We start from the raw sequence: 14954 nt of genomic DNA, 5'->3' as shown, positions 1-14954 counted from the left end.
ATTTTTGACCGTGACGCTGTTAAGCACGGATGACAGGCGCCAGCGACCCGATAGTTATGCACCAGGTCAGCAGCGGCGCTGCTCGAGACATCAACCGGGAGGCCTCCTATGATCCTTCGCCCACTGCTCGCCGCTGTCGGTCTGCTCTGCTGCACCCTTCCCGCCCTTGCCGATGGTGAGGTGCAGAAACTGATCACCGCCGCCGACAAGACACGGCTCGACAAATATGGCGAGACCCGCAAGGAGGCGCTGGCCGAGGCGAAGGCGGGAGATCCGGCCGAGGTCAAGCAGCTCGACGCCTTGCTGGCAAAACCGCTGGTGGCGTTTTCCGAAAAGGACCTGACCGGCAACTGGCAGTGCCGCACCATCAAGGCCGGCGGACCATTGCCGCTCGTCATCTATGGCTGGTTCAAGTGCAAGGTCACCGACGACGGCTCCGGCTGGCGACTGGAAAAGATCAGCGGCTCGCAACGCACCAAGGGCCGTTTCTTCGACGATGGCGAGAAGCGCGCGATTTACCTTGGCTCGGCCTACGTCAACAGCGATCCGGCAAAACCCTATGGCAGTGGCCCGCAGTCCGACCAGGTCGGCTATGCCTTCCGCAACAGCGCCAGCCAATGGCGCATTGAATTTCCAGCACCCTATTACGAATCGAAGCTCGACATCATCGAGTTCAAGCGCTGAGCGTGGTCATCAAGATTTAACCCCATTCCGGAACAAATCCGGCCAGCATGCGGCAGCCGGCCGCTTGCAAGTCAGGAAAGCGGGCCATGTCTTCACGGGTTGGAACCAGCGCGTCGATCGTCGTCGTGACCGGCGGCGGCCAGCATGTCTGGGCCATGATCAACGCAATCGCCGATCGCGTCGGTCCTGTCAGCGTCATCCTCGAAACCCCTGAATCCAAAAAGCAATTGCTGCGTGGCCGGGCTCGCCGCCAGGGTTGGGTTTCGGCCATGGGCCAGCTTGGTACGATGGTGCTGAACAGGGTGGGCAAGCGGCTGCTGGCTCGCCATAGCGCGCGATTGATCGCCGAGGAGAGACTGGAGGTTGAGCCGCGACCAGGCCAGGAGATTATCCAGGTGGCCTCGGCCAATGGGCCTGAGTGCCTGCAGGCGATCCAAAAGATCCAGCCAGGCGTCGTGCTGCTCAACGGTTGCCGACTGATCTCGGCCGAGATGCTGCGCAAAATGCCCTGCCCGGTGCTCAACTACCATGCGGGCATCACGCCGAAATATCGCGGGATGAATGGCGGCTATTGGGCTCTGGCATCAGGTGATGCGCAGAATTTCGGCACCACCGTGCATCTGGTCGATGCCGGCGTCGATACGGGCGCGGTGTTGAAACAGGTGCGCGCTCAGCCCAGACGCGGCGACAGCATTTCGAGCTACGCGCTGCGCCAGGCGGCGTTTTCGCGCGACATCTGCGTCGAAGCGGTCAGCGACGTCCTGGCCGGAAAACTTGCCACCATCGACCCGGGCCTGCCGTCGAAACAATGGTATCACCCCACGATCTGGTTCTACCTCTGGACAGGCCTGAGAACCGGCATTTGGTAGCGCAATCATGATCCGCGATCGGGTGCACCGCGCCGGCTTTTCCGACGCATAGAACCTGCCGCCGGCACACGCCGGAAACGAATAAACGCACCTTTCATTTTACGACATCCGAATGCGTCGCTTTTGAATGCGCGCGCGTCGTCCCATAACAAGCGGCCCAACTGCGCTTCCGGCAATGCTCGCTCCATCGAGGAGTGAGAATTCATGGCCGATCTGATCGTCGTCTACTGGCGCGACATCCCTGCCCAGGTCATCGTCAAGAAGGGCCGGCAGAACGCCAAGCGCGAACTGCCGCTGCGCTTCACCGAAGCGATCGACATGTGCGCCATGCGCACCGGCGCCGGCGGCACCGACGACTATCTGGCCGAATGGCGCAAGGCCGATCCTGTTGCGGTCGGCGACGACCTCGAAGCCGAGGTCGAGAAGGCGTTCCAGGATATCGACACGACATACGACCGTGAGCGGCTGGTCGCTCTGGTCAAGGCGGGCGGCAAAGAAAATGTCTGACACCCAGCCAACGGTTACCCAGGCCACCCTGGTCAAGAAGGCAGCGCCGAAATCCGACTACAAGCCGGCCGACGTGTCGCCGCAGCGGCGCGTGCAGCGTTCGTTCGCGGTCAGACTTTGGTCGGTGCGGCACTCGCGATTGCTCGAATGGTTCTATGCCAGATTCGCCGACATGTTCCTGCTCCTCCACCCCTTGTGGAAGGGCATCGGCTACGGCCGTGTCGAAGGGCCGGTCAAATTTGTCGAGAAGCGCGTCAAGGGCTTCATGTTCGACTGCCGCATGTGTGGCCAATGCATATTGTCCTCGACCGGCATGTCGTGCCCGATGAACTGCCCCAAGCAATTGCGCAACGGCCCTTGCGGCGGCGTGCGCGCCAACGGCAATTGCGAGGTCGAGCCTGATATGCCCTGCGTCTGGGTCAAGGCCTGGGAAGGCTCCCAGAACATGGTCCACGGCGACAGGATCCTGACCGTGCAGAAGCCGGTCGACCAGTCGCTGCGTGAAACCTCGGCCTGGCTGCGGGTCACCGCGCAGGCCGCCGCCGCGCGCGAAGCCGCCGCTGCCGCCAAGAATAGGGCGGCAAACACCGGGGCATCGGCATGATCGGAAGCCAGCGCGACGAGAACCCGGCCGGCATCCATCTGCCGCTCGAGCCCATGCCCGGCCATACTTCACGTGGCCGGCTGGAGCGCGTGCTGAGGCGCGGCGAATTCGCGGTGACGACGGAGCTCAATCCGCCCGACAGCGCCGATCCGGAAGACGTCTACAACCGGGCGAAGATCTTCGACGGCTGGGTCGATGCCATCAACGCCGTCGACGCCTCGGGCGCCAACTGCCACATGTCGTCGGTCGGCATCTGTGCGCTTTTGACCCGCATGGGCTATGCGCCGATCATGCAGATCGCCTGCCGCGACAAGAACCGCATCGCCATCCAAGGCGATGTGCTGGGCGGTGCGGCAATGGGCGTCGCCAACATGCTGTGCCTCACCGGCGACGGCGTGCAGGCTGGCGACCAGCCCGGCGCCAAGCCCGTGTTCGACCTCGATTGCATGTCGCTCCTGGAAACCTGCCGCATCATGCGCGACAATGGCAAGTTCCTGTCCGGCCGCAAGCTGACCACGCCGCCGCAGCTTTTCCTCGGAGCTGCAATCAACCCGTTCGCACCGCCGATCGACTTCCGCCCGCATCGGCTGGGCAAGAAGATCGCCGCCGGGGCGCAATTCGTGCAGAGCCAATATTGTTTCGACGTGCCGATGTTCCGCACCTACATGCAGAAGGTGCGCGACCTCGGCTACACCGAACAGTGCTTCGTCCTGGTTGGCGTCGGCCCGCTGGCCTCGGCCAAGACAGCCAAGTGGATCCGCTCCAACGTGCCGGGCATTCACATCCCCGATTCGGTCATCAAGCGGCTGGAGGGCGCGCAGGACCAGAAGAAGGAAGGCAAGCAGCTCTGCATCGACATCATCAATGAGGTGAAGGAAATCTCCGGCGTCTCCGGCGTCCATGTGATGGCCTATCGCCAGGAGGAATATGTCGCCGAGATCGTCGATGAATCGGGCGTGCTGAAGGGCCGCCAGCCATGGAAGCGTGAAATCCGTCGCGATGACCAGATGGTCGCCGACCGGCTCGGGCACATACTGCACGACGACATCACCGAAACCCAGGTGGACATGGTGAAGACCGCGCACTGACGGCGCGGACGAGCACCCGTTCGCTTGAACGAAACCAGACAACGATATAAAGAAATCTTTATATCACGGCGGAGAGAGAATTCATGACCCGAACCATCGTCGCCTCGGCGACACGAGAAATCATCATCGGCTTCGACCAGCCGTTCTGCGTGATTGGCGAGCGCATCAATCCGACCGGCCGCAAGAAGCTGGCCGCGGAGATGATCGTGGGCAATTTCGAGACCGTCATCAAGGACGCGCTCGAGCAGGCAGCCTGTGGCGCCACCATGCTCGACGTCAATGCCGGCGTCACCTCGGTCAACCCGAACGAAACCGAGCCTGGCCTGCTGGTGCAGACGCTGGAGATCGTCCAGGGCCTGGTCGACCTGCCGCTGTCGATCGACAGTTCCGTCACCGCAGCCATCGAGGCCGCACTGAAGGTCGCCAAGGGCCGGCCGCTGGTCAACTCCGTCACCGGCGAGGAAGAAAAGCTCGAAGCCATCCTGCCGCTGGTCAAGAAGTACAACGTGCCTGTCGTCGCCATCTCCAATGACGAGACCGGCATTTCGATGGACCCGGATGTGCGCTTTGCCGTCGCCAAGAAGATCGTGCAGCGTTGCGCCGATTTCGGCATTCCCGCGCACGACGTCGTCGTCGACCCTCTGGTGATGCCGATCGGCGCGCTCGGCGATGCCGGCCGCCAGGTGTTCGCGCTGCTGCGTCGGCTGCGCGAAGAGCTCAAGGTGAACACCACTTGCGGCCTGTCCAATATCTCCTTTGGCCTGCCGCATCGCCACGGCATCAATGCCGCCTTCATCCCGATGGTGATCGGCGCCGGCATGACCAGCGCCATCATGAACCCGGTGCGCCCGCAGGAAATGGAAGCCGTGCGCGGCGCCAATGTGCTCAACGGCACCGACGAGAACTGCACCAACTGGATCAGGACCTACAAGGACTACAAGCCGGCCGAAGGCGGCCAGGCGGTCGCCGCACCCGTGGCCGTCAACGCGCCAGGCGAAGGCGCCGGCAATGGTGGCCGCCGCCGTGGCGGCCGTGAAGCCCGGATGGGTCGGGGATAAGCGCGCAATCGTGGACTGTCCTGCAAACCTCACCGAACCGATCGTGCAGATGATGCCGTCGGACCGGTGTGCGTTTCGGTCAGGCCATGCCCAAAATAGCGTCGAACAGCACCATTCCCGACCACGACCCGAAAATGCCGGTCAGCCCGCCGACAATCAAGTCGTCGTCGGCGGCCGGCCAGAACCCGTGGAGCAGCAAGGCTCCGACAATCGCGCCGACAATACCGGACGCCAGATATTGCGGATTGCGCAGCCATGGGCCGCGCAGCAGGCGCACCATGGTAAAAGCGGTTGTTATGGCGGACAGGAGGAGATCGGACATGATTGGCCTCTGGACCATCAAACATTCCGCCCAATAGCGAAACGATCCGTTAAACGGCATCGACAATCGTCATCGAGACGCGTGCAAGCATGAATTCACCTGCCAACATCACCGATCCGCTCGTGCTGTTCATGCCGTCGGGCAAGCGAGGGCGGTTTCCTGTCGGCACGCCGGTGCTCGATGCCGCGCGCCAGCTCGGCGTCTATGTCGAAAGCGTCTGCGGCGGACGCGCTACCTGTGGGCGCTGCCAGATCGAAGTGCAGGAAGGCAATTTCGCCAAGCACAAGATCGTCTCCTCCAACGACCACATCTCGCCCAAGGGCGCCAAGGAAGAGCGCTACGAGCGCGTGCGCGGCCTGCCCGAACGGCGCCGCCTCTCTTGCTCGGCGCAGATCCTCGGCGACCTCGTCATCGACGTGCCTCAGGACACGGTCATCAACGCGCAGACCATCCGCAAGGATGCCGACACTAGGGTGATCGCCCGCGATGCGGCAATCCGCATGTGCTATGTCGAAATCGAAGAGCCCGACATGCATAAGCCGCTCGGGGATCTCGACCGCCTCAAGATCGCCCTGATGAAGGACTGGAACCTCAAGAGCCTGGACTTCGATTTTTATCTCTTGCCGCAAGTGCAAGGCATTCTGCGCAAGGGCAGCTGGACCGCCACCGCTGCCATCTACAAGGATGCCGACTCGGAGACCGCACGCGTCATCGCTTTGTGGCCGGGCCTTAAGAACGAAGCCTATGGGTTGGCCTGCGATATCGGCTCGACCACCATTGCCATGCATCTGGTGTCGCTGCTGTCGGGCCGCGTCGCCGCCTCGTCGGGCACGTCGAACCCGCAGATCCGCTTCGGCGAGGACCTGATGAGCCGGGTCTCCTACGTGATGATGAACCCCGACGGTCGCGAAGGCATGACGGTCGCCGTGCGCGAAGCGATCTCCGGCCTGGTCGACAAGGTCTGCGCCGAAGGCAATGTCCACCGCAACGACATCCTGGATTCCGTCTTCGTCGGCAATCCGATCATGCACCATCTGTTCCTCGGCATCGACCCGACCGAGCTTGGCGGCGCGCCTTTCGCACTAGCGGTTTCAGGCGCGGTGCACGTCAAGGCATCCGATATCGGCCTGAAGCTCAACCAGGGCGCCCGGCTCTACATGCTGCCTTGCATCGCCGGCCATGTCGGCGCCGATGCGGCGGCGGTGACGCTGTCGGAAGGCCCGCATCGCCAGGACGAGATGATGCTGATCGTCGACGTCGGCACCAATGCCGAGATCGTGCTTGGCAACCGCACGCGCGTCGTCGCCGCCTCCTCGCCCACCGGCCCCGCCTTCGAGGGCGCGGAAATCTCCGGCGGCCAGCGCGCAGCGCCCGGTGCCATCGAGCGCGTGCGCATCGATCCCGACACGCTGGAGCCGAAATATCGCGTCATCGGCTCGGAATTGTGGTCCGACGAGGCTGGCTTCCTCGACAGCGTGCAGGCGACCGGCGTCACCGGCATCTGCGGCTCCGGCATCATCGAGGTCGTCGCCGAGATGTATCTCTCCGGCATCATCTCCGAGGACGGCGTCATCGACGGCGGACTTGTCGCCCGCTCGCCGCGTGTCACCGCCAATGGCCGCACCTTCTCCTACGTGCTGAAGGAAGGCGAGCCGAAGATCACCATCACCCAGACCGACGTGCGCGCCATCCAGCTCGCCAAGGCTGCGCTTTATGCCGGCACCAAGCTGTTGATGGAAAAGCAGAACACCGATCATGTCGACCGCATCCATTTCGCCGGCGCCTTCGGCTCCTTCATCGATCCGAAATACGCCATGGTGCTGGGCCTGATCCCGGATTGCGATCTCGACAAGGTCTCGGCTGTCGGCAACGCCGCCGGTGCCGGTGCGCGCATGGCGCTGCTCAACCGCGGCTATCGCCGCGAGATCGAGGACACGGTCAGCAAGATCGAGAAGATCGAGACCGCGCTGGAACCGAAATTCCAGGAGCATTTCGTCTACGCCATGGCGCTGCCCAACAAGATCGATCCGTTCCCGAAACTGTCGGCGGCGGTGAAACTGCCGCCGCGCAAGACGGTCAGCGAGGACGGTGTCGCCGGCGACGCCGCTCCGCGCCGGCGTTCGCGCGAGGGCCACGCCGCCCGGCGCGGCCGGGAATAAGCGGGCGCGCCCAGGTCGCCAGCCTCTCCAACTCATTTGTATGCAAATGTTTCCGGATCTGCTGATTCCGAAACCGAAGTGTTGTTTTCGTGAAATCCGCTGGAAACATGCGCGGCGCATTTAAGCCAGCGTCGAAGGCCGGCCGGAAATGTCTTCCTGCCGCAGTGACCTTCCGGAGGAAACCAAAATGTCGATGTTCGAAAGCCTCGGCCGTTATGGTGCGGCCATCAAGTTTGACCACGACAGGAAGAAGTCGATCCGGGCCATGAACAGCCTGCCGCCGCATGTCCAGAAGGACATTGGTTGGCCGGCATCGCCGCCGAACGACCCGCAGGCCGCGCTCATCTCGCTGCTTCTGGGCACGGCGCGCTGATGACATTCGCCGACAAATGCAAACTGCTCGTCAGGCGTCGGAGCCCCCATGAGGCCTCGGCGCCTGACAATACCCCGCTGCGCGCCGCGCTTCTGCTGCGGCGCTGACCGCCGGCGCAAGCACCACGGCGCGGATCACACCACCGTGTAGACATAGCGTAAAACTTGACATTTTCGGCCACGGCACGATCTTCGCCAGAGAGGGGAATTCTCTTAGTCGGCTGCCGCCGAAGTTCGTGTATCCCGCATGCCAAGTTTGAAAAGCCACGTCGTATCCTTCGTGCTCCGGCACAGCCGCAAGAAGGCGTTTTCCAGCCCGGAAAACCTGCAGCGGTGGATCGCTGCCGCGCGCAAGACCGAGTCCCACCAGCCGCCCGCCTCACTGCATCAGCATCTCGACATCCAGATGCATACGGTCGATGGCTTCCCCGTCTATGAAATCGCACCTAGGGCCGGCGAGCAGAAGCGGATGCTCTATCTGCACGGCGGCGCCTATGTCTTTGAAATCACGCCCTATCACTGGCACTTGATCGCCGACATGGCCAACCGGCTGGGCTACGGCATCACCGTGCCGATCTATCCCATCGCTCCCGAACACGATTTCCACGCCATGTTCGGCATGGTCGGCGACGTCTACCGCCGGATGCTCGACGAGACAGAGGCCGAGGATATCGTCTTCATGGGCGATTCCGCCGGCGGCAACATGGCCGTCGTGCTGACCATGATGGCCGCGGAACAGGCCCTGCCCCTGCCGTCGCGCCATGTGCTGATTTCGCCCGGCCTCGACATGTCGCTTTCCAACCCCGAAGTGTTCGAGGCCGAACGCCGCGACCCCTGGCTGGGCATTTCGGGCGGGATGGAGGCTGTCCGGCTCTACAGCGCCGGCTTCGATCGCAGCGACTGGCACATCAGCCCGCTCTATGGCGACCTCTCGGTGCTGCCTAAAACGCTGCTCCTAACCGGCTCGCACGACCTCCTCAGTCCTGACAATCTGATCTTCGCGCAAAAGGCGCGCGCCGTCGGCGTCGAGGTCGAGGTCGTCTACGAGGAAGGTATGTTCCACGTTTGGCCACTGATCGACATGCCTGAAGCACGGCGGGCGCGCGACAGCATCGTGACCTTCCTGACCGGGGAAAAAACCTTTGGTCAAGCCGAGATCGAGGCGATCACCTGGTCGGTCAAGGCTTCATCTAACGAACCATTCAACACCGGATTGGCCAGCACGAAAATTGCTTCCACTATGTCTTCATCTCGCTCTGGCTGGTAGTCGATATCTTCCCTGCATTCGATCAGATCTGCCCAGGCCTCCACGTCCGCAGCGGTGAGCTCTCCTTCCTGGAACCGTCGGAGCACACTCAAAATATGATCAGTGGTCAGGACGACCACGGGCGTCTCGGACCAACCCAGGTCGCTTACGTTTGCAGCCAGAACATCAATCGGCTTCCCACATGTGATAAGATCGCTGAGCACTGAAACGCGGTTCACAGCCGGCGTATCAGAACTTGCCGGTTTCCCGGAACACTTCGAAGGTCGCGCGGATATGGTCGGCAACGGCCTTGACCGGCGCGCTGGCGTCCGGCGCCACCACCATCGCCAGATTGTAAGTGCCAATGTCGGGCATCCCGTCCTTCGGGCAGAGTTCGACCATGTCGTTGCCGAGGAATGACTTCGGCAGCGGCGCCACGGCGAGATCGGACATGATCGCGGCGCGCTGGCCGGCCGTGTGCGCACTCATATAGGCGATGCGATAGTTGCGGCCTTCGCGTCCAAGCGCCTCAAGTGCGCCGGCCCGCCAGGCGCAGCCCTCTTCCCAGAGCGATACCGGCAAGGGTTCGCGCAGATGCGCGCAGCCGCCCTTGGCACCGGCCCAGACGATCGGCTCGGTGAGCAGCACCTCGGCGCCGAGCGCACTGGTCTTGTAGGAGTTGGTCAAGAGCGTGATGTCGAGCGCGCGGTCGTCCATGCGCCGGCGCAGATTGCTGCTCTGGTCGATGGTGACGTCGACGGCGATCGACGGATGCGATTGCGCAAAACGCTTCAGCACATGCGGCAGCACGCGCTCGCCATAGTCATCCGGCGAGCCGAGCCGGACAACGCCGACAATCTCGGGAATGATGAATTTCGACACCACCTCGCGGTTGATCGACAGCAGCCTGCGGGCATAGCCGAGCAGCATTTCGCCATCCGTGGTCAGCGACACCGAGCGGGCGTCGCGCGCGAACACCGAGCGGCCGAGAATGTCCTCCAGCTTCTTGATCTGCATGGAGACAGCCGACGGCGTGCGGAAGACGGCATTGGCGGCGGTGGTGAAGCTGCCTGTCTCTGCAATCGCCACGAAAGTGCGCAAAACGTCGAGATCGAGCAGTGGCAGTGGATGATTGAGTGGGGCGTTCATGGGAATCGACCTTCAATTTTTCTGATACAAAGCATCATTCCATTTCGTTTGATTGAACATCAGATTGGGACGATAGTCAACATCATCGAGGCAGGACGCATTGGAAGTGGCCCCGAAACGACCACGATACAAACCTGCAATCGACATGAAATGCAGTTGAAACAAAAGCGACGTAACCAACTCACCGTCTGGCATCCGCCAGCACCAAAGGAGAAAGAAATGTCTATCCTGTCGTCCATCGGTCGGATCGCGACCGAATTTAGCGCAGCCCGCGCCCGCTACCAGACCGAACGTGCCATCCACTCCCTGCCGATCGAACTGCAGAAGGACATCGGCTGGCCTGAAGCTGCCGACACCAAGACCGGGGTTCGCAACGGCGTCGGATCGTGGGCTGGAGCAAAGTAAATCGTGTGTACCATGTGCTGAAGGCCTGCCGCGCAAGCCGCCCGGCAGGCCTTCTTTGTTTTATTTGTATTCAAATGAGTTTTGGAGCCATGTCGCCAGCGCATGACGCATATGAGCAAGCCGCATAGCGACCCGGTTTCCCAATTAGTCCCTTGTAAACAATCGTAAATTTCGAGCATGCTGCCCAAAATTGTCGCAATCGGTGTCGCATTTCATAACAAGCGCTTCGCTTTTGCGATTTAGTTTTACGCAGCACAAGCCTATATCAGCGTCAGCAAACGAGCTGCCCCACTCCATCAAGCGAAGGCGACCCGTCTGAGCAACAGAATGGAGATCATCATGAAGCTTTTTGCCCGCCTCTTCGCCCGCCGCGAAATGAACCTGACCACCGCTCTCGAGCGTCAGCGCCTTGCCAACACCATGCCCGGCCAGACCGGCGCGATGGCTGCGGCGCGCCTCGGCTTCGTCGCCTGAACTTTTCTTGCAGGCAGCGCTTCCCTGCCGCTGCTTTAAAACTGCAACGCCGCCTGGTTCCTCCCAAGGCGGCGTTTTTGTTTCCCCCCGCAAGGCGTGATCTGCCTGTTCCTGAACAGTTGGGCGTCGCGTGCAGGCCTCGCTGAACACCCGATTGCCCATTTGCGACCCATGTCGCAAATTTAATCGTGTCCTGGCCGCGTAGCCGATTGACAGACATGGTTTTTCCTGATGTCGCTATGCTAATCGCGACATCCTGTTCGCGTCATGGCTGCGTGAGGTTCCCTTGAACGCCGTAAAGCATCCGATCAAGCGATCGTTTGTATTCTTTCTTATTCCCGATTTCACCATGATCGCGTTTGCGACCGCGCTCGACCCGTTGCGCTCGGCCAACCGCATGCTTGGCTATGAGGCCTATCGCTGGCGCCTCGCCAGCATCGACGGCAAGCCGGTGCGCGCCTCGAACGGGGTCGAATGCGCGGTCAACACGTCGCTGGAGGAAGAGCGCAAGAAGATGGCGGGCCCTGACCGGCCGAACATGGCCATCGTCTGCAGCGGCGTCAATGTCGAGCGCTATCAGAACAAGTCGGCCTTCGCCTGGCTGCGCGAGGAGTACAATCGCGGCGTCGCCGTCGGCGGCCTCTGTACGGGCGCGCATATCCTCGCCGCCGCGGGCCTGCTGTCCAACAAGCGCTGCGCCATCCACTGGGAGAACCTGCCGGGCTTTTCCGAGGCGTTCCCGAAGGCCAATGTCTTTGCCGACCTCTTCGAGATCGACCAGAACATCTACACCTGCGCCGGCGGTACCGCGGCACTCGACATGATGCTGAAGCTGATCGGCGACGATTTCGACGAGAACCTCGTCAACCGCGTCTGCGAGCAGGTGCTGACCGACCGCGTGCGCAGCCCGACCGACCGCCAGCGCCTGCCGCTGCGCGCCCGGCTCGGCGTGCAGAACTCGAAGGTGCTGACCATCATCGAACTGATGGAGGCGAACCTGTCCGAACCGTTGTCGCTCATCGAGATCGCTGATCATGTCGACCTGTCGCGCCGGCAGATCGAGCGGCTGTTCCGCACCGAGATGGGACGGTCCCCTGCCCGCTACTATCTGGAAATCCGGCTCGACCGCGCCAGGCATCTGCTGATCCAGTCGTCGATGCCGGTGGTCGAGGTGGCGGTCGCCTGCGGCTTCGTCTCGGCCTCGCATTTCTCCAAATGCTACCGCGAGCTCTATGCCCGATCACCGCAGCAGGAGCGCGTGGACCGCAAGCAGTTGCTGGCGGCTTGAGCCGGCACATCAAGGTTGCCTAGGCGCTCTGCGTCTGCGCCGTGCGCATCGCTTCGACGCGGATATCCTCGGTCAGCCGTGCCTTCAGCGCCGAGAATTCCGGGCTGGTCTTCAGCGTGTAGTGGCGCGGATGCGGCAGGTCGATGGCGACATCCGACTTGATGCGGCCGGGCCGCGCCGTCATCACGATCACGCGCGACGCCATGAAGATCGCCTCCTCGATGTCGTGGGTGACGAACAGCACCGTTTTCTTGCGGCGTTCCCAGATGCCGAGCAGCAACTCCTGCATCAACCCGCGCGTCTGGTTGTCGAGCGCGCCGAACGGCTCGTCGAGCAACAGGATCTCGGGATCGTTGGCCAAAGCGCGGGCGATCGCCGTGCGCTGCTGCATGCCGCCGGAAAGCTGCTTCGGCCAATGGTTCTCGAACCCTTTCAGACCGACGAGATCGACATAGGAAGCAACGATCCCGTCACGCTCCCTTTCGGGCATGCCGCGTTCGCGCAGGCCGAAGGCGATGTTCTCGGCCACCGTCAGCCAGGGAAACAGCGTGTAGGACTGGAAGACCATGCCGCGATCCGGCCCAGGCCGGGTCACCGCCTTGCCGTCGAGCAGCACCCGGCCTTCGCTTGGCGCTTCCAGGCCGGCGACAATTCTGAGCAATGTCGACTTTCCGCAGCCCGATGGACCGAGGATGGTGATGAAGTCGTTGGCGGCGACCGCAAGGTCGACCGGCATCAGCGCCTTGACCGGCTCCCCGCCGCGCACGCCCGCGAACGTGCGCGAAACGCCTTCGATGAGAAGCTTGCTCACGCCAGGCTCCACGGAAAGAGCCAGCGGTTGAAGGCCTTGAAGGCGAAATCGGACAACAGTCCGATCAGCCCGATGACGATGATGCCGAAGATGATCTGCCCCGTCGCCAGCCGCGACTGGCTGTTGATGATCATGTAGCCGATGCCGGAGGACGAGCCGATCAGCTCGGCGACGATGACATAGGTCCAGGCCCAGCCGAGCACCAGCCGCAACGTCTCGGCGATCTCCGGCGCATTGGCCGGCATGATTACACGGCTGACGATGCCGTTGTTGGTGGAGCCCAGCGTATAGGCAGCCTCGACCAGGTCGCGCCGCGTGCTGCCGACCTTGACCGCGATGATCAGGATGATCTGGAACACCGAGCCGACGAAGATGACGAGCAGTTTTTCCAGTTCGCCAATGCCGGCCCACAGGATGAGCAGCGGAATGAAGGCCGAGGCCGGCAGGTAACGGGCAAACGAGACGAATGGCTCAAGAAACGCCTCCACCGGCTTCCAGGCGCCCATGGCAATACCGAGCGGCACCGCGACGACCGAGGCCAGCAGGAAGCCGCCGAAGACCCGCCAGATGGTGATCAATATGTCGAGCCAGAAACGATCCTCGACCAGCAGCCGCCAGCCATCCCGCAGCATCGACAGCGGATCGGCGAGGAAGATGCGATTGACGTGGCCGCCAAGCGTGATCCAAGCCCAGAAGGCGACGAACAGCACGAAGAAGGAAATGCCGAGCACGGTTCGGATGCCCGGCGAGACTGGATGCAAGGGGCGCATCTTCAAATCGTCCCCATCTTCAAATCGTCACTTGTCCAGGAGAAAACGGCGGCGCAAGCGCCGCCGCGAGAATGGTTAAAGGCCGGACTGTCAGTTCGACACCGCGCTGGTGTCGGCCAGCGTGGTGACGTCGGGCGCTTCCTTGATCAGCCCCATCTGCAGCAAAAGATCGCCGGCGGTCTTGGAAAAGTCCTGGAATTCCTTGGTGAAGAACTGCTTGTTCTCGGCCTTGTCGGCCCATTTCAGGTACTTCGCCGAATCCTCGAACTCCTTGGCCGACTGCTTCACGTCGGCGCCCATGATCTCGTAGGATTTCTGCGGATCGCTCTTGATCAGGTCGAGCGCTTCGAAATAGCTGTCGGCAAGTGCCTTGGCGGCATCGGGATTGGCCTTGAGGAATTCGGGCGTGCAGCCGACCGTGTCGAGCACCATCGGGTAGTCGAGCGTCGTTGCCAGGATATGGCCCTGGTCGGATTTGCCGCGCACCGCCGAGATGAACGGCTCATAGGTGACCGCGGCGTCGTTCTGGCCGGCGAGGAAGGCCTGCGCCGCCGCGTCCGGCTCCAGATTGACGACGGTCACATCCTTGGTCGACATGCCGTTCTTGTTCAGCACCCAGGCGAGCATGAAATAGGGTGACGTGCCGGGTGCCGAGGACGCGACATTCTTGCCCTTGAGATCGGCGACGGTCTTGATGTCGTTGCGGACGACGATGCCGTCGGCGCCATAGGACTTGTCGAGCTGGAAGATCTGCTTGGTGGTGACGCCGCTGGCATTCCAGACCAGCCAGGTCTCGACCGTGGTGGCGGCGCATTGCAGGTCGCCGCTGGCGATGGCGAGCGGCCGGCTCGCTTGCGGCACCTTCTTCAAGGTCACGTCGAGGCCATGCTTCTCGAACAGGCCTGCCTGCTTGGCAAGCGTCAGCGGCGCGAAGCCGGTCCAGCCGCTGATGCCGATGGTGACAGATGTGGCAGCCATCGCCGGTGCGGACAAGCCGGCGGCAAGTGTCAATGTTGCGGCAAGAACGGCGATCCTGGTCATGTCAGTTCCCCTTTTGTTTTCTCTGCGGAAATTGTGTCACAGAGGCCAATCGGCTTGTCAATGAACAGGATGGTGAGGTGCAACGCGGGCCGGCGCCGATAGCCCCA

At 62.3% G+C, this 14954-nt stretch carries 17 protein-coding genes; 12 read left to right on the top strand and 5 right to left on the bottom strand.

The features are described from left to right. Positions 1-108 precede the first annotated feature (108 nt). The 6 genes from CGZ66_RS20700 (at position 109) to CGZ66_RS20675 (ending at position 4810) form a co-directional block, all read left to right on the top strand. Positions 109-684, top strand: a complete 576-nt coding sequence (locus CGZ66_RS20700) for a DUF4893 domain-containing protein (RefSeq protein WP_095087377.1) — start codon at positions 109-111, stop codon at positions 682-684. A gap of 86 nt (positions 685-770) precedes the next feature. Next, entirely contained in the window at positions 771-1553 is a 783-nt protein-coding gene (locus tag CGZ66_RS20695) for a formyl transferase (RefSeq protein WP_095087992.1), read from the top strand. A 204-nt stretch (positions 1554-1757) separates the two neighbouring features. Next, positions 1758-2060, top strand: coding sequence for a virulence factor (locus CGZ66_RS20690; protein WP_095087376.1), 303 nt, complete (start codon positions 1758-1760; stop codon positions 2058-2060). Then, positions 2053-2664, top strand: a complete 612-nt coding sequence (locus CGZ66_RS20685; RefSeq protein ID WP_095087374.1) for a methylenetetrahydrofolate reductase C-terminal domain-containing protein — start codon at positions 2053-2055, stop codon at positions 2662-2664. Before CGZ66_RS20690 ends, CGZ66_RS20685 begins: the two co-directional genes overlap by 8 nt. Further along, positions 2661-3752 (top strand): methylenetetrahydrofolate reductase, encoded by a 1092-nt coding sequence (locus CGZ66_RS20680; protein ID WP_095087367.1) that lies wholly within the window; start codon positions 2661-2663, stop codon positions 3750-3752. The genes CGZ66_RS20685 and CGZ66_RS20680 overlap by 4 nt, the downstream gene beginning before the upstream one ends. 83 nt (positions 3753-3835) lie before the next feature. Further along, positions 3836-4810: a methyltetrahydrofolate cobalamin methyltransferase gene (locus tag CGZ66_RS20675; RefSeq protein WP_095087357.1), complete on the top strand. Its 975-nt coding sequence runs from the start codon at positions 3836-3838 to the stop codon at positions 4808-4810. A gap of 79 nt (positions 4811-4889) precedes the next feature. Here the strand turns inward: CGZ66_RS20675 and CGZ66_RS20670 are convergent, their stop codons facing one another. Beyond that, positions 4890-5132 carry a hypothetical protein gene (locus tag CGZ66_RS20670; RefSeq protein ID WP_245331150.1) on the bottom strand — a complete coding sequence of 81 codons (243 nt, stop codon included), beginning with the start codon at positions 5130-5132 and terminating at the stop codon, positions 4890-4892. Positions 5133-5221: 89 nt separating this feature from the next. Here CGZ66_RS20670 and CGZ66_RS20665 point away from each other — a divergent pair, with 89 nt between their 5' ends. The 3 genes from CGZ66_RS20665 (at position 5222) to CGZ66_RS20655 (ending at position 8930) form a co-directional block, all read left to right on the top strand. Continuing rightward, entirely contained in the window at positions 5222-7291 is a 2070-nt protein-coding gene (locus tag CGZ66_RS20665; RefSeq protein ID WP_095087343.1) for an ASKHA domain-containing protein, read from the top strand. Positions 7292-7478: 187 nt separating this feature from the next. Further along, the gene (locus CGZ66_RS20660) at positions 7479-7664 is read left to right on the top strand and encodes a hypothetical protein (protein WP_095087989.1); all 186 of its coding nucleotides are present in this window, start codon (positions 7479-7481) and stop codon (positions 7662-7664) included. Between the two features lie 246 nt (positions 7665-7910). After that, entirely contained in the window at positions 7911-8930 is a 1020-nt protein-coding gene (locus CGZ66_RS20655; protein WP_095087341.1) for an alpha/beta hydrolase fold domain-containing protein, read from the top strand. A 228-nt stretch (positions 8931-9158) separates the two neighbouring features. Here CGZ66_RS20655 and CGZ66_RS20650 read toward each other — a convergent pair whose 3' ends face one another. After that, entirely contained in the window at positions 9159-10058 is a 900-nt protein-coding gene (locus CGZ66_RS20650; protein ID WP_095087339.1) for a LysR substrate-binding domain-containing protein, read from the bottom strand. Positions 10059-10277: 219 nt separating this feature from the next. On the opposite strand from CGZ66_RS20650, the gene CGZ66_RS20640 reads away from it, so the two are divergent. The 3 genes from CGZ66_RS20640 to CGZ66_RS20630 all read left to right on the top strand — a co-directional run bounded on the left by CGZ66_RS20640 (position 10278) and on the right by CGZ66_RS20630 (position 12225). Next, positions 10278-10463, top strand: coding sequence for a hypothetical protein (locus tag CGZ66_RS20640; RefSeq protein ID WP_095087335.1), 186 nt, complete (start codon positions 10278-10280; stop codon positions 10461-10463). Between the two features lie 327 nt (positions 10464-10790). Further along, positions 10791-10937, top strand: a complete 147-nt coding sequence (locus CGZ66_RS20635) for a hypothetical protein (RefSeq protein WP_167392179.1) — start codon at positions 10791-10793, stop codon at positions 10935-10937. 349 nt (positions 10938-11286) lie between these two features. Next, entirely contained in the window at positions 11287-12225 is a 939-nt protein-coding gene (locus tag CGZ66_RS20630) for a GlxA family transcriptional regulator (RefSeq protein WP_425352300.1), read from the top strand. Positions 12226-12244: 19 nt separating this feature from the next. Here CGZ66_RS20630 and CGZ66_RS20625 read toward each other — a convergent pair whose 3' ends face one another. The 3 genes from CGZ66_RS20625 to CGZ66_RS20615 all read right to left on the bottom strand — a co-directional run bounded on the left by CGZ66_RS20625 (position 12245) and on the right by CGZ66_RS20615 (position 14847). Then, positions 12245-13036: an ABC transporter ATP-binding protein gene (locus CGZ66_RS20625; protein WP_095087987.1), complete on the bottom strand. Its 792-nt coding sequence runs from the start codon at positions 13034-13036 to the stop codon at positions 12245-12247. Continuing rightward, positions 13033-13806, bottom strand: a complete 774-nt coding sequence (locus CGZ66_RS20620) for an ABC transporter permease (RefSeq protein WP_095087985.1) — start codon at positions 13804-13806, stop codon at positions 13033-13035. Before CGZ66_RS20620 ends, CGZ66_RS20625 begins: the two co-directional genes overlap by 4 nt. Before the next feature lie 90 nt (positions 13807-13896). Next, a complete protein-coding gene (locus tag CGZ66_RS20615; RefSeq protein ID WP_095087331.1) occupies positions 13897-14847 on the bottom strand; it encodes an ABC transporter substrate-binding protein in 951 nt (316 codons plus the stop codon). Between the last annotated feature and the right edge of the window lie 107 nt (positions 14848-14954).

Source organism: Mesorhizobium sophorae (assembly GCF_002270415.1).
GTDB lineage: Bacteria > Pseudomonadota > Alphaproteobacteria > Rhizobiales > Rhizobiaceae > Mesorhizobium > Mesorhizobium sophorae.
This window is presented reverse-complemented; position numbering and strand designations above follow the sequence as displayed.